Annotated in this window: 13 protein-coding genes; 7 read left to right on the forward strand and 6 right to left on the reverse strand. The window is 57.6% G+C overall.

Annotation, left to right across the window (positions count from 1 at the left end; all coding sequences use genetic code 11):
• The first annotated feature begins 15 nt into the window (after nucleotides 1-15).
• The 5 genes from MSNKSG1_RS05200 to MSNKSG1_RS05220 all read left to right on the forward strand — a co-directional run bounded on the left by MSNKSG1_RS05200 (nucleotide 16) and on the right by MSNKSG1_RS05220 (nucleotide 10,381).
• Nucleotides 16-675, forward strand: coding sequence for a GntR family transcriptional regulator (locus MSNKSG1_RS05200; protein ID WP_227497954.1), 660 nt, complete (start codon nucleotides 16-18; stop codon nucleotides 673-675).
• On the forward strand, nucleotides 675-4,169 hold the full coding sequence (smc, locus tag MSNKSG1_RS05205) for a chromosome segregation protein SMC (protein ID WP_008938196.1): 3,495 nt from the start codon (nucleotides 675-677) through the stop codon (nucleotides 4,167-4,169). The genes MSNKSG1_RS05200 and smc overlap by 1 nt, the downstream gene beginning before the upstream one ends.
• A gap of 127 nt (nucleotides 4,170-4,296) precedes the next feature.
• Nucleotides 4,297-5,352 carry a cell division protein ZipA gene (zipA, locus tag MSNKSG1_RS05210; RefSeq protein ID WP_008938197.1) on the forward strand — a complete coding sequence of 352 codons (1,056 nt, stop codon included), beginning with the start codon at nucleotides 4,297-4,299 and terminating at the stop codon, nucleotides 5,350-5,352.
• Nucleotides 5,353-5,425: 73 nt separating this feature from the next.
• Entirely contained in the window at nucleotides 5,426-7,459 is a 2,034-nt protein-coding gene (gene ligA / locus MSNKSG1_RS05215) for an NAD-dependent DNA ligase LigA (RefSeq protein ID WP_008938198.1), read from the forward strand.
• 183 nt (nucleotides 7,460-7,642) lie between these two features.
• Nucleotides 7,643-10,381, forward strand: coding sequence for a hypothetical protein (locus MSNKSG1_RS05220; RefSeq protein WP_008938199.1), 2,739 nt, complete (start codon nucleotides 7,643-7,645; stop codon nucleotides 10,379-10,381).
• A 2-nt stretch (nucleotides 10,382-10,383) separates the two neighbouring features.
• Here MSNKSG1_RS05220 and MSNKSG1_RS05225 read toward each other — a convergent pair whose 3' ends face one another.
• The 3 genes from MSNKSG1_RS05225 to MSNKSG1_RS05235 are packed head-to-tail and all read right to left on the reverse strand — an operon-like array spanning nucleotide 10,384 to nucleotide 13,599.
• Entirely contained in the window at nucleotides 10,384-11,019 is a 636-nt protein-coding gene (locus MSNKSG1_RS05225; protein ID WP_008938200.1) for a CBS domain-containing protein, read from the reverse strand.
• 33 nt (nucleotides 11,020-11,052) lie between these two features.
• Nucleotides 11,053-12,981: a bifunctional tRNA (5-methylaminomethyl-2-thiouridine)(34)-methyltransferase MnmD/FAD-dependent 5-carboxymethylaminomethyl-2-thiouridine(34) oxidoreductase MnmC gene (gene mnmC / locus MSNKSG1_RS05230; protein ID WP_008938201.1), complete on the reverse strand. Its 1,929-nt coding sequence runs from the start codon at nucleotides 12,979-12,981 to the stop codon at nucleotides 11,053-11,055.
• Between the two features lie 3 nt (nucleotides 12,982-12,984).
• Nucleotides 12,985-13,599 carry a peptidylprolyl isomerase gene (locus MSNKSG1_RS05235; protein WP_008938202.1) on the reverse strand — a complete coding sequence of 205 codons (615 nt, stop codon included), beginning with the start codon at nucleotides 13,597-13,599 and terminating at the stop codon, nucleotides 12,985-12,987.
• A 218-nt stretch (nucleotides 13,600-13,817) separates the two neighbouring features.
• Here MSNKSG1_RS05235 and MSNKSG1_RS05240 point away from each other — a divergent pair, with 218 nt between their 5' ends.
• Entirely contained in the window at nucleotides 13,818-14,573 is a 756-nt protein-coding gene (locus MSNKSG1_RS05240; protein ID WP_008938203.1) for a hypothetical protein, read from the forward strand.
• A gap of 67 nt (nucleotides 14,574-14,640) precedes the next feature.
• Here MSNKSG1_RS05240 and MSNKSG1_RS05245 read toward each other — a convergent pair whose 3' ends face one another.
• The 3 genes from MSNKSG1_RS05245 to flgA all read right to left on the reverse strand — a co-directional run bounded on the left by MSNKSG1_RS05245 (nucleotide 14,641) and on the right by flgA (nucleotide 16,315).
• Nucleotides 14,641-15,111, reverse strand: a complete 471-nt coding sequence (locus tag MSNKSG1_RS05245; RefSeq protein ID WP_008938204.1) for a flagella synthesis protein FlgN — start codon at nucleotides 15,109-15,111, stop codon at nucleotides 14,641-14,643.
• 7 nt (nucleotides 15,112-15,118) lie between these two features.
• Nucleotides 15,119-15,445: a flagellar biosynthesis anti-sigma factor FlgM gene (flgM, locus tag MSNKSG1_RS05250; protein WP_008938205.1), complete on the reverse strand. Its 327-nt coding sequence runs from the start codon at nucleotides 15,443-15,445 to the stop codon at nucleotides 15,119-15,121.
• Nucleotides 15,446-15,646: 201 nt separating this feature from the next.
• Nucleotides 15,647-16,315, reverse strand: coding sequence for a flagellar basal body P-ring formation chaperone FlgA (gene flgA / locus MSNKSG1_RS05255; RefSeq protein WP_264622955.1), 669 nt, complete (start codon nucleotides 16,313-16,315; stop codon nucleotides 15,647-15,649).
• A gap of 222 nt (nucleotides 16,316-16,537) precedes the next feature.
• Here flgA and MSNKSG1_RS05260 point away from each other — a divergent pair, with 222 nt between their 5' ends.
• Nucleotides 16,538-17,467 carry a chemotaxis protein CheV gene (locus tag MSNKSG1_RS05260; protein WP_008938207.1) on the forward strand — a complete coding sequence of 310 codons (930 nt, stop codon included), beginning with the start codon at nucleotides 16,538-16,540 and terminating at the stop codon, nucleotides 17,465-17,467.
• Nucleotides 17,468-17,469 lie beyond the last annotated feature (2 nt).

A 17,469-nucleotide genomic window follows, 5' to 3' on the forward strand; every position in this document is an offset into this window, starting at 1 on the left:
CAGGCTCCCGAAAGTTTGTCCGAGCAGATTGCCCAACATCTTGGGCAGCGAATTATTACCCGTGACCTCAAACCGGGCGAACGCATTCAGGAACTGAAAGTGGCCGGGGACCTGAATGTCAGCCGTGGGTCGGTCCGTGAAGCGCTGCTCATCATGGAACGTCGCCACCTGGTTGAGATCTTTCCGCGCCGGGGAGCCGTTGTGTCAGCGCTGACCCGTGAAAGCGTCAACAACCTTTACGACATCTACATTGATTTGCTCTGTATGCTCGGGCGCAAAGTCCTCGAGCGCTGGTCCGGGCCGGAGCTCAGTGGCGTGATGGGCCAGGTACGGGAGCTCCAGGCGGTGATCGATGCACTGAACTCCAACGGACCCGATGCAGCAGAGCAGGTCATAGACGCGGGTTTCGGGGTGATGCGCTACGCCTATGGATTGGTGGAAAACCCATTCCTGGAGGAGACCCTCGAGAATTTCCGCCCCGCAATCAGTCGAACCTATTTTGTGGCCCTGGAGCACTTCCGCGACGAGATCGGGGAGACCGCAACCTTTTTCCGACAGTTGGCCGAAGCGGCGGGCAGTGGCGACACGAATCGACTCGAAACGGTGATCAAGGCGTTCGGGGAACATCAGCGTGAACAGGTTCTGAGCATCCTCCGGGAAGAGGAAACCGCCTGATGCGTCTGAAGTCGATCAAACTTTCCGGTTTTAAATCGTTTGTCGATCCCACGACCGTCCCATTCCCTTCCAACATGACCGCCGTGGTCGGACCAAACGGCTGCGGGAAATCCAACATCATTGACGCCGTTCGCTGGGTAATGGGCGAAAGTTCCGCCAAATACCTGCGCGGTGAATCGATGACGGACGTTATTTTCAACGGCTCCAGTGCCCGGAAGCCGGTCGGGCAGGCCTCGATCGAACTGGTTTTTGATAACAGCGATGGAACAGCGCCCGGTGAGTTTGTTCGATTCAATGAAATCTCCGTCCGCCGGCGCGTTTCCAGGGAAGGACAGTCTGAATATTTCCTGAACGGTTCAAAATGCCGTCGGCGTGATATTACGGACCTGTTCCTCGGGACCGGCCTTGGCCCCCGGAGTTACGCGATCATCGAGCAGGGAATGATTTCCCGACTGATCGAGGCAAAGCCTGAAGAGCTGAGAGTCTATATCGAAGAGGCTGCGGGAATTTCGAAGTACAAGGAGCGTCGCCGGGAAACCGAGAACCGAATCCGCCGGACGCAGGAGAATCTTGAGCGTCTCACCGATCTGAGGGACGAGCTGTCCCGGCAGTTGCAACATCTTGAGCGCCAGGCGGCTGCGGCCGAGAAATACAAGGCGCTCAAACAGGAGGAACGGGTCAAGAAGGCCGAGCTGACGGTACTCCGATGGCAGTCCCTCGACAACGACCTGCAGACCTGGCGGGAACGGATTCGTGATACCGAACTGGAGCTCGAAAAGCAGCTGACCGAACGGGTGAGCCTTGAAACCAGTCTGGAATCGCTCCGGGACAGCCATCAGGAACGCACCGAACACTTCAATCGTGCCCAGGCCCGTTATTACGAAGCCGGCGCTGACATTGCCCGGATCGAGCAGAGTCTCGAGCATCAGCGGGAGCGTAGCCGTCAGACGGCTGCGGAGCTGGACCAGGCAATGGCGAATCAGAGAGAGTTGGCCAGGGAGCTTGACCAGGACGAAGACAAACTTGCCGGTATTCAGGAAGAACTGGACATGCTGGAGCCGGAGCAGGAGTCGCTGAGCCTCAGGTCCGAAGAATCCGGTGAAAAGCTCCAGCAGGCTGAAGACGACATGGGCGACTGGCAGCATCGTTGGGAGGAATTCAGTGGGCGCTCCTCCGACGCCCGCCGTCAGGCGGAGTTGGCCCAATCCCGCATCCGGTCACTGGAAGACGCCATCGAACAACTCCGTAACCGTCGTCGGAAACTGAACGATGAAAAAGAGCTGCTGGACGGTCAGGTTGATCGCACAGAGCTCGAGGAGCTGCTCGAACAGCAGGAAACTCTGGAAATGCAGCGCGAGGAAAACGCCGCGCAGATCGCGGAGGTTCAGGAAACCCTGCAGGACGCCAGGCAGGATCAGCGTGAGGCAGAGCAGGCCCTGGCGGAGGAAAGACAGCGTGTCCAGATCTTGCGGGCTTCCCTGGAATCCCAGCAGGCGCTGCTTGACGAGCAGTTGGGCAGCCAGAATGACACACTCCAGTCCTGGCTGTCTGAGTGGGGTCTGGCCGATACGCCTCGGATCGCATCGAACCTGGCCATCGAGGATGGTTGGGAATTCGCGGTTGAGCAGGTGATCGGACGTTTCACGCAGGGGCTCGCCATTGCCGACCTCGCTGTCCTGGGCGATGCCATGGACGATGCACCCAGCGGACTTGCGGTGGTGAATTCGAAGGGCGGCGATCGTCCTGCCACTTCAGGGCTCAAGGCCAAAGTGTCTGGTGTCTCCGCGGTACAAGATATGCTCGACGGTATTGATACTGCTGAAAGCCTGTCAGCTGCACTTGCCTCAAGAGAGCAGTTGGCGCCTGGTCAGAGCGTCATCACTCCGGAGGGTGCCTGGATTGCCCGAGACTGGATACTGATGCCGGAGTCCGATGCCAGCCAGGTTGGTGTTATCGAGCGCCAGAAAAAGGTGACCGAGCTGACGGATCAGCTTGAGACTGCCGAAGAAGCCATGGCGGCTGCCACGGATCGTCTGGAGCACCTTCAGGAACGCTTTGAACGGGCAGAAGCCGCCCGCGATGATGTCCAGGCACGGCAGACGACCACTGAACGGGAGCTCAGTACGCTGACTTCCAGGATCAGCGGCATCCGCGCCAGGGCGGAACAGATCGACTCCCGCCTTCAGAATATCAGTGAAGAACTTGAAGACGTGACGGCCAGTATCGGGGACCAGGATGAACACCTGCAGATGGCCCGCGAGGAATGGCAGCAGGCGCTGGCGTCCACAGAAGATAGCGATGAAGAAAAAGAACGTCTTCTGGAACAACGCGACATGCTGCGGGAACGGCTCGACGGCCTCCGGCAGGAAGCCCGCCACGACCGCGACCATGCCCATCAATTGCAGCTCCAGTTACAGACTCTGACCAGCCAGCGCGATGGTCTCCGGCAGACGATTGACCGGATGCAGATGCAGAAGGAACGGCTCGACGAACGACTGGAAATGCTCCGGGAAGCCCGTGAAAGCGCCGAAGAGCCAATGGAAGATCTGCAAATGCAGCTTGAAGGGCTTCTGGACCGCCGGCTGGCGGAAGAAGAGAAGCTTGGCGCTGCCCGTGATTCACTGGAGGAGATTGATCGCGAGGTTCGGGAAAAGGAACAGGCCCGTAGCCGCATCGATCATGACATCCAGGACGTCCGCTCCCGTCTTGAAAAGCTCAAGATGGAGTCACAGGCGCTCGAGATCCGGTCCGGTAACCATATCGAGCAGCTCAAAGAGCTGGACGTAAAACTTCAGGAAGTCCTTGAACAACTCCCGGAGGGGGCCAACGAGAAGGATTGGGCCGAGGAGCTGGAGAAGATTGGCAATCGGATCCAGCGTCTGGGTGCTATCAACCTGGCGGCCATTGAGGAGTATCAGGTTCAGAGCGAGCGCAAGACGTATCTCGACAGCCAGCACGATGATCTCATCGAAGCCCTGGAAACCCTCGATAATGCGATTCGCCGGATAGATCGGGAGACCCGGCAGCGCTTCAAGGAAACCTTCGATCAGGTGAACAATGGACTGCAGGCGCTCTTTCCAAAGGTGTTCGGGGGTGGCAACGCCTATCTGGAGTTGACCGGGGAAGACCTGCTGGAAACGGGGGTGGCCATCATGGCGCGACCGCCGGGGAAGAAGAACAGCACGATCCATCTCCTGTCAGGCGGCGAGAAGGCACTGACTGCGATCGCTCTGGTCTTTTCAATTTTCCAGCTGAATCCGGCACCATTCTGTATGCTGGACGAGGTAGATGCTCCCCTTGACGATGCCAACGTTGGCCGCTACGCCAACATGGTGAAAGAAATGTCCAAACAGGTACAGTTTATCTACATTACTCACAACAAGATTGCCATGGAGATGGCGGATCAGTTGATGGGGGTTACCATGCACGAGCCGGGTTGTTCGCGACTGGTATCGGTTGACGTGGATGAGGCGGCCGCACTTGCCGAGGCGTAACGGGCGGTCTGGATGAAAAAGGGTCAAGAATGACAAAACTGCCATCTGGCCCGGCGCGCGTTGTATTCATTACAGGCTTTTTTTAGAGTAGCAACATTACAGCATCTGCAGACAGGACAGCAGCGATATGTCACTTAGGGAATGGCTGATAGCCATAGGTACCCTGGTTATCCTCGGCATCGTGATCGACGGGATTCGCCGAATGAGGCGAGCCCGGAAGGAATCCATGGCGATCTCATCGGGTATGGGGGCTGACGACCTTGACGAATCCCCACTGGACGATGAGTACAATCCGGAGCTGCCCAATGGCGGTGCAAGAACCGTCTCACGGGATGTGCTGGAAGAGCGTGGGTACGTGCGTTCCGAGCGACCCAGTCGTTTCAGTAAAACCGAGCCAAAGCCGACCCGGCCGGTCTACCAGGAGCCTGCGCCTGAGGCGGAGTCCGGTCAGGAGCACGAAGCTCAACCTGACCCCGAATTGGCGTCCGATCCGGCGTTGTCTGTTGCGGATGATCCTGTAGAGCCGGAGTCCGGATGGACCGCCCACCGGAATGACCCGGATGTGGACGACGGGATCGTCGGTGAGCCCCGGATTGCCCGTCGCGAACCGGAGCCTGAAAAGAAGCCGGCACCGCTTGAGGAGGAGACGTCACCACCGCTGGTTACCAGCGAGGTAGAGGAGGACACGGCACGCCGCGAAACACCTGCCCGGGCAAGCGGGCAGCCTCTGGCGGGAGCGAACCGTCCCGAGGCTCGCGAGGTTATCGTTATCAATGTGTTGGCCCGTCAGTCTGACGAATTCCGTGGTGAAGCTTTGAAGAAGCTCTTTGAGGCTTGCGGCCTCGAACACGGTGATATGGATATCTACCACCGGCATGAGGAAGCGGACACGACCAGTCCGGTTCAGTTCAGCGTCGCGAATGCGGTGGAACCGGGCACCTTCAAGCCCGTGGATATGCCTGGGCTTTCGACGCCGGGTATCAGCTTTTTCATGAGTTTGCCGGGCCCCACAAAACCCCTGCAGGCGTTTGAATTCATGCTGGAAACGGCGCAGGCGGTTGTCCGGAATCTGGGTGGCGAGTTGAAGGACGAACGTCGTAGCGTCATGACCCCCCAGACGATCGAGCATTGCCGTCAACGAATCCGAGAGTTCGAGCGCAAACAAAGATCCCAGCGGGCCTGATGGTCCCGGGTAAAACAGGCACGATGCCCGGTACTCCACCGGGCATTTTTTTGAAGGTCAAGAGTACCCATCCATGAGCACAGCCACCTCCGAGGTCATCGAGCGCGTTGAGGAGCTTCGGTCTCTGATTGAGGACCATAACTACCGCTATTATGTTCTCGACGATCCAAGAGTTCCGGATGCGGAATTCGACCGCCTGTTCCGGGAACTTCAGGAACTGGAATCGCAGTATCCCGAGCTGGCCAGTGATGATTCGCCGACTCGCCGCGTCGGCAGCCGTGTTGAAACCAGTTTTGCCGAAGTTGTTCACCGTTTGCCGATGCTCTCCCTGGACAATGCGTTCAGCGAGGAAGAGATGCGTGACTTTGATCGTCGGGTGAAGGAGCGGCTCGGTATCGGGGACGATATAGAGTATGTCTGCGAACCCAAACTCGATGGGCTTGCCGTCAGTCTGCATTATGAGAATGGTTCTCTGACGGTCGCTGCTACCCGTGGCGACGGATACAGCGGTGAAGATATTACCGCGAACATTCGCACCATCCCCTCTGTACCTCTGAAGCTCAGGGGCGACGATGTGCCGGCCATGGTCGAGGTCCGGGGCGAAGTGTACATGCCCAAGGCAGGGTTTGAATTTCTGAATCGGAAGCTGGCGGACAAGGGGGAGAAGACCTTTGTCAATCCACGCAATGCCGCAGCGGGCAGTCTTCGACAGAAAAAGTCCACGGTAACGGCAAAAAGGCCACTGGAAATGTGCGCCTACAGCGTGGCAGTCACGGACGAAAGTCAGCTGCCCGAGACGCAGTGGGATTCATTGCAGCAGGTCAAACGCTGGGGCTTTCGCATCAATCCTGAGATGCGAATGGCCCGGGGCGTTGAGGCGTGTCTGGAAGCCTATAGCGACCTGATGAACAAACGCGACAGCCTGCCTTATGAAATCGACGGCATTGTTTTCAAGGTCAATAGACTGGATCTCCAGCAGGCTCTGGGCTTTGTGTCCCGCGCACCTCGCTGGGCAATTGCCCACAAGTTTCCCGCACAGGAGGAACTCACCACCATTGAGGATGTGGAATTCCAGGTCGGAAGAACCGGAGCGGTGACGCCGGTCGCGCGCCTAAAGCCGGTTTTTGTCGGTGGGGTGACCGTCAGCAATGCAACGTTGCACAACATGGATGAAATTCGACGCCTCGATGTTCACATCGGGGATACCGTCTTTATTCGCCGGGCCGGTGATGTCATTCCCCAGGTCGTCAAGGTCGTTCCGGAAAAGCGACCAACCAATGCCGAGGAGGTTCATCTGCCGCGGACCTGCCCGGTCTGTGACTCGGATGTCATACAAATCGAAGGTGAGGCGGTGGCCCGTTGTTCCGGCGGCCTGTATTGCCCGGCCCAACGCAAGGAAGCAATCCGCCATTATGCCTCTCGCAAAGCCCTGGATATCGAGGGCCTTGGCGACAAGTGGATCGATATTCTGGTGGACCGGGGGATGGTCAAGACCGTCGCTGACCTCTATCACCTGACCGTCAAGGATCTGACCGGTCTCGAGCGTATGGGGGAGAAGTCCGCGAGTAATCTGGTTGAGGCAATCGACAAGTCCCGTCATCCGGCGCTATGGCGCTTCCTCTACGCGTTAGGCATTCGCGAAGTGGGCGAAGCCACGGCGAAAGGTCTTGCCCGTCATTTTGGAACGTTGGAGGCCATCTCCGAGGCCGACAGCGAAACGTTGCAGACGGTACCTGACGTAGGGCCGATCGTCGCCGGCCATATCCGAAGCTTCTTCGATCAACGCCATAACCAGGAAACCTTGCAGGCCCTGAAGGACGCGGGCGTCGAATGGCAGGCCGAAACGGTGGAAGCCAAAGACCAGCCATTGGTTGGTGAGACGTGGGTCCTGACGGGGGCGCTGACTACGCTGACACGGGACCAGGCAAAAGAAAAGCTCGAAGCGCTGGGCGCGCGGGTCGCCGGAAGTGTCTCGAAAAAGACTGCTTGCGTTGTTGCCGGAGAGTCTGCCGGTTCGAAACTGGCCAAGGCGGAGCAACTGGGCGTTCCGGTTCTCGACGAAGCCGGTCTGATGGCACTCCTCAAGGAGCATGGCCTCTACGATTAGGCCAGATGGCCTGATTATGGCGCTCCTGCTCATGCTGAGGGGCAGGGCGCAATGATTCTGAGAACTCGCGCAGATCCCTTCCACACCAAATTGGCTACCATGGCGAGCATGTGTAACGGTGTGTAATCGTCCCCCGGGGCCGGTTCATAACTCTTAAAACAACGTATTGAAACGGATTTTTTCATGCGCGCCGATAGTTGTCTCTCCCATACGGTCTCGACGTTTCGTTTGCTGGGCCTGGTGCTTCTGGCACTGGCTGCAGCGGGCTGCAAAACCGAAAAAAATCCCGATCAGCCGACGTTGCTTGGGGAACCTCCCACAACCGCGTACCTTGGGGTCAAGTATTACTACAACTGGGGCGCCTATGGCGGCGAGGATATTCTCGACTACACCCTCACCAATGCACCCTCGTGGCTGGCCCTGGAGGACACCAGTAACAAGGCGAGGCAGGGCATCATCATGGCCGGTGTACCCGGTTTGACCGGTGGAGGGCGTGGTGACGCGGACCTCGGGAATGCCCGTAACATCAATCTGGTGACGACCGATGGCGGCATGTCAGGGGTTCAGCCGTTCGACATTGAAGTGAAATACAATGCCCTGGCCCTCGAAACTGCCACCTTTACCGAGGGCAGTGCGTCTGAGGAGCCTGCCGACACCCGTCTTTCACATTGTGCGGCGCCGGACCTGTCCCAGGCAGGCGCGCACGAATTCAAGATTAATACCTACAATGATGATGGCAGTGTCAGCGGCGAAAAGACCGTAAAATTTCCGACCAAGCCGGTCTACGTCAAGCTGACGCTGGACAAACCATCGGTTACCCGCGTCCAGGTTGCGTTCGAACTGGGTTCCGAATATGACCCCAACAAGTGTGATCCGAGTTACCAGGGGCCGACACCGCACCAGCGCTGTGATTTCAGTGCGGCAAATGCCAGTGACGCCATCGTAGGCAAGGACATCGTGGGTCGTGGAAGTGATTCTCCGTCGCCGGTGGATGTGAACGGGGATCCACTGGATTACCTCTCCTATGAGAAAGATGACGACGGATTCCTTACCCGGGGTGTGGTGACTCTGGAGCCGGGTATCCAGGAGTGTTACATCCGTCTGGAAGTGGTTGATGACAGCTTTGCCGAACTGTCCGAGGCGGCGCGGCTGACCCTCACGGAAGTGCGTTCCGGGCTGGCGGGACTCGGTGAAAACAACGATGGCGTGCGAACCAATCTGGCGATTGATGACAATGAGCCTGTTGTATCGCTGATGACAAAAGCTGGCGGGGCCAGGGACACCATCAATGTCGGGACTTCCAGGGAATATGTGGCAAAACTCACCGGTGTTCATGATGAGAAGATCCATGCACGCCTGACCCATTCCGAGGACTCCACTGCCCGCCTTGGTTCCGAATTTGAGATCGAACAGGTACAAAATGGCGTGTGGGTGTCCGATCCGGAACTGGTTTTCCCGAAAGATGTAAATCAACTGCTCTTCCGGGTGACAGTGCCGCCCAACGGGGGAACCTATAGCAATCCGGATCTGCCGGACCGTTTCGTCGAACTCGCGGTTGATGAACAATATCAGGCCGGCAGGGAAAATTTTGCCAGGCCGGAAAGCGACAGTCTTCTGCGAATAAGCCTCAATGAGCTGACTGCGCCTCTGCCGCTCGGTACAGATACCAGTTTCGTACCCACCGATATCGCCATGGGACACAACGGCCGACTCTTTGTGGCAGGCTATGACACGCAGGATAGCAACCGCGTCAAGGTGCGTATCTACGATCAGAAGGGGAATCCTCTACAGGATGTCGGCGTCACGCCGGCCGTGGATTCCATCACTACTACCGCAATTACCGATGCGCCGCCCGTGATCAGTACCGTTCGTCGCGAGGTGTCGGAAGGCAACGTTAAAGTGAGTCGGTATGAATTTGTTGTCGCGTACGGAGCATCGGGGCCTATCGACGGTACGACGGAGCAGGGTGGAGAGGACGTTATCACCTCTGTTTTCTGGTTCGACGAAGCCTCGAACGGTGGAGAGTATGTGCCGAAGTGGACCGCGAGAACCGGCACCTCAGGAAATGACCGGGTTCGGGGTGCGGGGATCAATGGAGATAGTGGCTACGTGATTCTGTCAGGCGAAACCAACGGGGTCTGGCCTGACGAGCGTTCTGCTGGTGGATACGACAGTTTCCTCCAGCGGATCGACACGGTGGTTGATGGGGGTAACGATGTGCCGAAGGTCGCGTGGACCCGACAGGTCGGCTCGGTTTCCAATGACTCGGTTGCCGGCAGTGCTGTCGCAGGAATTACACCACTGACGTTCGGTTCAGCAATAGGCTCGGTTGGGGGGGCGCCTGTCATTGGCGGAGAAGATGCGTTCTTCTACTCGGCCGGAAGCACCTCGACTGCGCCGGTCGTTCAGCAGGTGGGCACCGATGGGGATGAAGCGGTGACTGACGGGCTGCTTTTGGGAAGCACCCTCTGGCTACTGGGCAATAGCGACGGGCGGTATTTTACCAAGACGGATGCCGCTGACGTAACGACTCTGGGCCGTGAAATCCTCAACAGTCAGGCCGGTTTCCTGCTGTCTTATAATACGTCGGGAGATTTTCAGGACGCACGTACAATTAACGATCCCGGTGACATCGCCAATGAGACGTTCAAATCACTGATCGAGTTTGACGGGGACCTTGTGGCTGGCGGGCGCACCGATAGTGGGGCCCAGGCAATTCTTTCGAGGGTTTCCCTGGCCGATCCTGATGCTGATCCTCCGGAGTTTCAGAATAGCTGGCTTTATCCCTTTAATTTCAATGATTCTGATTTTCCGGCACTTGCGAATTACCGTGACGACGAGATTGTCGCGCTGGCCAGACTGGGCGCCACGTGGAGCGTCGTTTTGTACAGCCCGGAGGGCGTTTTGTTGACGTCGCCGTAGATCTATACGGCTCCTTCCTGCCCCCCGGCGCCGGCCGCGTAGATCCGCAAAAAGTCGGTGCTGGTGACAACGCCTTTGGGCTGGCCCTCACCGTCAATGACCAGTGCCGCATTCAGTTGGTGGGCCAGCATCAGGCGCGCCAGTTGATGGGCGTCGGTTTCGGTTGAAGCGGTCAGAAAGGCCGGCAGCTCAATGTGAGTGAGGCTCTGTTCCAGGGGGCTGTCGGGCTGCGCATGAATCCACGAGAGCAGCCACTTCAGGTCAATCAGGCCCGCGACGTTTTCCCCAGCTGTCACGATCAGGTGATGAACGCCGTTATCATCCATTGTCGTCAGGGCCTCCGATACCGTGGCGGTGGCCGGCACCGAAAACAGAACCTGGGAGCACAGCTCGGATACCGGCAGGTATGGCCGTTGTTCGCGGGCTTCGCCGGCACTGGCGGCACTGTATTCCTGTAGGGCGCGGCGACGCCCCGAATGAGCAGCTTGCTGGTACTCCCCGTCGGTAACCGTACTTTGGCCGGGTACGATAGGATGGGATTCGGTCAGCTCCGTCACGTCACCAACGCGTCGGCTTCTCAAGGCCTCAGGGAGCCGCGTGCCTACCGGCCGGCCGGGTTCACTGACGAAGATGGACATCGGATGCGTACTCCGGATTTTTTCTGACGTTGACTATTTAACGGCTTCGTTTGAAGAAAGTTCAGTGTTTCTTCGATTGTCCTTTGTTTTGGCCCGATTCATCCGGCCCGGATCAAGCAGTTTCTGGAGTGGTCCCGGTATGGCTTCAGGATGGCCGAGTAGCCGATCGGCCAAATATTCCGCCAACAGGGGGGCGTAGCTGATCCCTTTGCTCCCGAGGCCAGTGAAGAGGTAGATGCCATCAAGCTTCCGGCCTTCCATGTCCTTTACCGGCCCTGCCACGGGCTGGTAGTCGTGGGTTGTGCAACGGAATCCGACGCGTCCTTCAAAGGTTCCAGATGGCTCCGGGTGATCGTTGAAAGCGTCCGGCAACATCGTCCGCAACTTATCGAGATTTTCCTGATTGGACTGTTCGGTGGGGTGCGGGGCCGCATTGTGCAGATCAAACGTCGCACCCGTAACCGCAGTGCCACCGGCCATGGGATTCAGATATTTTTCGCCGCAGATGACTGCCCTTGGCGCTTTCAGGAGTCCTTCGGGCAGGTGAGTGACCTGGCCCCGAATGGCTTTGAAACGGAACGACGACTGCAGCGGTATCAATTGCGGAGTCAGATGGCCCGCCGCAATCACCAGTGACTCAACGATGGTATCAGGGCCGCCATCGCTGGCGATGTGCCATTTACCATTGCACGGCGTCAGACGCCGCACCTCGACACCCAGGCGCTGATGGATCCGGGGGTGGTCGATAAGACGCTGGCAAATGGTTTGCGGCGAAAGCCAGCCACTGCGGGGAAACCACAGGCCACCGAACGGGCAGGGCACCCCGGTCAGATCCGTGGCGGTAGACGCATTCACCGGATACAGCAGGGTTTCGGGATAGTGATTGCGGTCCAGGAAGCGGGTTTGACGGTCTGACTCCTGCTCGTTCCAGGCCAGTTGGAGAAGTCCGGTAGGATGCCAGAACCGTCCGCGGAATGGTTCGTAGGCCTGGTAGGCGAAATTGAGGGCTGTCAGGGCGAGTTCGGTCTGGGCGTTGAAGTCGACACCCAGTTTGACGTAGCTTGCGCCCTGAAGATTGCCCGAAGCACCCGCTCCTGCTTTTTGCGCGGCATCGATGAGGACCACCTCAATACCTCGCTGAGCGAGGTTGTTTGCCAGCAGCGAGCCCGCGAGCCCGGCACCGATGATGGCGACCGGCCCAGAGGTTCGTGCCTGGGCGGGTTCGGCTTCCTCTGGAGGAAGGTGCCCAACAATCATGTCGCGTTTGCGCCCGAAGCCCGGTGCTTTTCGCATCGCAAACCCCTGGCCTTGCAGGGCCCTTCGAATCCGTCCAACCGCGGTGAACGTGGCAATGGTTGTGCCCGCCTTGCTGTGCCTTCGGATCAACCGAATCCCTTCATCCAGCCACATGTCCGGGTTGCACGCTGGCGCAAAGCCGTCAAGGAACCAGGCGTCCGCTTGAAACGTCAACGTCGACCAGGCATCGACCACGTCGCCAAAAAACAGCGTGAGTCGGACCCGCCCTCCGTCCAATACCAGACGGTGGGTTCCTCTGAACAGGGGGGGATAGCTGGACAGCAACTCGTCCGCCAGTGGTTTCAGCTCGGGCCAGAGTTCAAGCGCCCTGGCAAGATCCTCCGGCGCAATCGGAAAGCGCTCTGCCGACACGAAATGGAGGATCGCATGATTGTGTGGGCGATTTTCTCGCCAGGCCTGCCAGGTGGCAAGAAAGTTCAGGCCGGTGCCAAAGCCCGTTTCGGCGACGACAAAAACGTCGTTGTCCTCCAGGGCCCGAAAGCGTTCCGGCAGTTCGTTCTGTTGGAGGAACACATAGCGCGTTTCTTCCAGGCCGTTATCACGGCTGAAATAGACATCCCCGAACTGTCGGGACTCGGGTATTCCGTCACGCCATTGCAGGTCGGCGGCTTCAATGGCAGGCGGCTTTAGGTTGTATTCGCGCATGCCTCACTCTTGGTCATCCAGAACCGACGCTTCCTGGATGATCACGGGATCTTTGGGAACATCGGCCATTCCCCGGGAATATCCGGTCTCGACCTTGGCGATGCTGTCCACTACGCCCATGCCCTCGATGACCTTCCCAAAAACGGCATATCCCGGACCGCGAACACCCGCATTCAGAAAATCGTTATTCGCGACATTGATGAAGAACTGGGAAGTGGCCGAGTCGGGATCGTTGGTTCTGGCCATGGCGATGGTGCCACGAAGATTGGGAAGGCTCTGAGTGGCCTCGTTGGCTATGGGGTCGCGAGGTGTTTTCCGCGACAGTGTTGGGGTAAAGCCGCCACCCTGAATCATGAAACCGGGAATGACGCGGTGAAAAACGGTGCCGTCGTAAAATCCGTCCCGCACATATTGCAGAAAATTCTTGACGGTTACCGGTGCCACGTCGGGGCGAAGTTGCAGCACGAATGCACCCTCACTGGTGACCATTCTGACCTTGGGCAGTGCATCGTTCTGGGTCGTGGATTGGGCATGGGTCAGTGGGGAAACGGTAAACGCAGTCAGCGCTACCAGGAAAACAGAAGTCACAATGCCCGGAGTTTTTACCGTAGTTTTCATTTCGTGGTGTTACTCGCTGTTAGCATGTTGAAAGATTTCTGCCGAACAAGGCAGACGCGCAATATCCGGTGACCGATGTTAGCAGATTGATACAGAAATACGGGCAATTCCCTGAAGAATAGAGATTAACAATCTTCTAACCTGAGTCGGTCAAATCGTCATAACTTACCACTCCGGGCCGCGATGTACGGTAGTCACTGAGTTTAAGGAGGAGTGTGGTGAGAATCCGTCAGGGATTTGAAGAGAAATCGCGGCTTGGTCGGCTGCTGGTCAACCGGGGGTATCTCTCGGAGCATCAGGTTGATGAAGGCCTGAGACTGCAGCGTGAAACTGGCCAGCGTCTGGGGGAGATCCTGATCCAGGCGGGATGGCTGACCGAGAAAGAACTGCACCGTGTGCTCAAGCATCAGAGCCGGTACCGTAATGCGGCAGCCTTGTTCACCATGGTTGCATTGCCGTTTCAGCCGGTAGTATCGCTCGCGGCGACGGGCACCGCAGAGGCATCGCCCATCAGTCCGACATCCGGCGAATTGCTTTCCCGGGCCTCACTGTCGCTTCGGTCTCTGTCAGATACCGAATTGGCCGGTGTGGCAGGGCAGGCGGACCCGACGCTTGTTGACCGTGCCAATCTTTTATCGGCAATGGCATCCAATCCGGCCGGAGAAAAAGGCGATCAGGATGGGGTTCCCGTGGACGCCGTCGAGGGCATCAAGCTGGCGGCCAATGTGTTTGTTCCGGTGCTTAATTTCCTGGATTCGGACCTGACCATTTCCGGCGTTCACTATCGCGACAATGAACCGCGATACACCGTTCGTGACGATGGTGCGTTGGTCATGGCGCTTCCAGAGCGTATCGAGGAAATCCGGATGGATAATATCCGGGTCAGCGGAACTTCCGGGCCTTCGATGGGGAACATCAGCATGCAGGATATCCGCTTCGACCCCCGGTCGAGCATGACCGTCTATACCCGTTGAGATAATCCAATGAAAAAACGCCCGGCCTTGGCCGGGCGTTTTTCAGGATTGATCGCAAACCTGCTGGTCAGGCGCTGGCGAGAATGCTGCGGTTGTTCATGCCGGTTTGCTCTCCCTTTGAACCGTAGAGCTTCTGCTGGCCAGAGGTTCCCCGGAACACGTCGGTCAGGCGCGCCAGACGTTTTTGCAGATGCTGGACGACCTTGCCATTGCCTTCATTAAGTTGGCGGCAGGTTTTGAGCCTTTCACTGGCCTGTTGCCAGAGCGCGTAGGTGTCTTTCAGCCCTGCGCCCAGAATGAAGCGTGAGGGTTCTCCCTGGTCTGGGCTGTAACCCATGGCAACCAGCAAATGGATTTTCTGTTTCGCGCGCTCGCGAATATCCATCAGTGCTGCGTTCTTCTGTTCCGTAACGGCCTGGAGCGAACGTATATCCGATTCACCCAGAAGGGCCTTCTCCTGTTCGAGAAGCTCAGACAGCTGGTCCAGCTGACGAACATCCTCGACAAGCAGATTTTTCAGATCATCGATTGCGGCCATAACTTACTCACCCGAAAATGCTTTGATCCATCTCAAGCATTTTCTGGGCCAGCTTTTCCGCGTCGATTTTGTAAGTGCCGTTTTCAAGCGCCGAGCGAATCTGTGCAACGCGATCGTCGTCCACTTCGGGATAATCGCCCAGCTTTTCTTCCAGCTGCTTGAGGTTTTTGGCCTGGTTGCTCAGGCTGACGTTTTCACCACGGGCCTGCTCGGCCTGCGGGCGTGCCTGTGCTGGCGTCGCCTGGGGCTTGTTTTCCGCGTTGGAAGCCTTGTCGGCCGCCGGATTCTGGATGTTGACCTGGCCGCGTCCAATTCCGTTAAAGTCAACTGACATATCGGTACCTGCTACTTTTGTGCGCCCTGCCGGGCGCGGACTCGAGTTTCTGGTTTGGTTAACGGCATGGGAGCCGGAATCTTTAATCCTTGAACGGATTTTTTATTAACATCTGTTTACATTCCGGTTGTCGGCCCCGTTCAGGCCGGCCGGGTTTTGCCGATGCGGCAGCAAATTGCCGCTGATCGCCGGGGCTGCTGGCTACATGGGTACTTCAACCCGACCCGGGGCCACGACATTGGCCTTTATGGTTCTGGATGAGCGGAGGTTTTCCACGAGAACCTGTTCTCCGATGGCAGCGTCGGCAAGCGCTTTGCCCCGGGAAGTGACTGAAAAGGATCCACTTTTGGCGACAATGATAACATGATCGCCCCGGGAAACAGCGTTTGGTGCTTCGAGAAGGTCCGGAGTAACCGGTGAGCCGGCATTGATGGGGCGGCGCACGACCATGCCGGCAACGTCACCGATTTTTCTGGCAAAGCCCCGGTGGCTGTCATTCAGCGTGATTGTGTCGACCTGCACCATGCTTTTTTGCACTCTTTCACCGCGTGCAATGGCCCGGGATGCGACGACAGCCGGCCCTTCAATGCTGACGGAAGGTGTCGTGTACATCCGCCAGGGCCTCGAACCGTTGCAGGTTACCTGAAGGGAAGGACGGGGGCTCTGCCACGGATCCCCGGTAAACGATACCTCGGGCTCTGTACTGCAGGGGGCCAGGGCCAGCCGGTTATCGATGTCCGAAGGCTCAAAGGTGACCTTATAACCTTTAGCCGCCTGTTCTTCCGCGAAGTGCTCAAGGAAGTCCGAGGTGGCTGCCCGGATCTGTGTCGCCGTGGTCGGGGTTTGTTCGGCCCAGACGGGGGCAGACATAAGGAGTATCAAAGCCAAAATGGTGGTGCGCATGGGCGGCAGTTTGTCCTATGCTGTAACCGATGGCGCGAAAATGCGGATTTCCTCTAAAAAATCGCGGTTTTCGGCCGTTAAATAATCTTGAGACAGGCAAGACGTCATGAATCCGTCGTTTCGCCTCGGTAAATGAATCAGACGCAAGATATATGCCGGTATTTTACCGGCCAGCCAGGAGATCGACAGATGGCAGGGGTATTGGACAGTGTCAACCAGCGCACCCAACTGGTGGGGCAGAACCGACTGGAGCTTCTGCTGTTCCGTTTGAGGGGGCGCCAGACCTACGGCATCAACGTTTTCAAGGTCAAAGAAGTGCTCCAGTGCCCGAAGTTATCGTCTATTCCACAGAGTCGGAGTGTCGTTCGTGGGGTGTCCAACATTCGCGGTGAGACCATCCCTATTATTGACCTGAGCATGGCGATAGGTTTGCCGGGAATTCCGGCCGAAAGCCTCCCCACCAGTTTCGTGATCATTACGGAATACAACCGGAAGACCCAGGGTTTCCTGGTGACGGGTGTGGACCGAATCATGAATATGAACTGGGAGGAAATCCTGCCGCCCCCGAAGGGGACAGGCCGTGACGTATACCTGACTGCAGTGACCAAAGTCGATGACAAGCTGATCGAGATCATCGATGTCGAGAAGATCCTTTCCGAATTTTCCCCGCTTGGAGAGGACGTCACCGAGGCTGTGCTTCAAAAGAGCGCCGATCGGGTCCCGGGACATTTGCCGATTCTGGTGGTGGATGACTCGGTTGTGGCGCGCCGACAGATTGAGCGGTGCCTGACGGCCATCGGCATGGAGGTTGTACTTAAAAATGATGGCAAGCAGGCACTGGATTACCTGAAAAGTCTTACCGCCGACGGGTCCAAAGCCATCGATCACCTGGCAATGATTATTTCGGATGTGGAAATGCCGGAAATGGACGGCTACACGTTGGTCACCAGAATCAAGGAAGACCCTGCTTTGGGAGACATGTTTATCATGCTGCATACCTCTCTGAGCGGCGTTTTCAACCAGGCAATGGTAAAGAAAGTCGGTGCAGATGATTTTATGGCGAAGTTCAGCCCGGATGAGTTGGCAGAGCGGGTCATGGAGATCATCGATCAGGCATAATA

Source organism: Marinobacter santoriniensis NKSG1 (genome assembly GCF_000347775.1).
GTDB lineage: Bacteria > Pseudomonadota > Gammaproteobacteria > Pseudomonadales > Oleiphilaceae > Marinobacter > Marinobacter santoriniensis.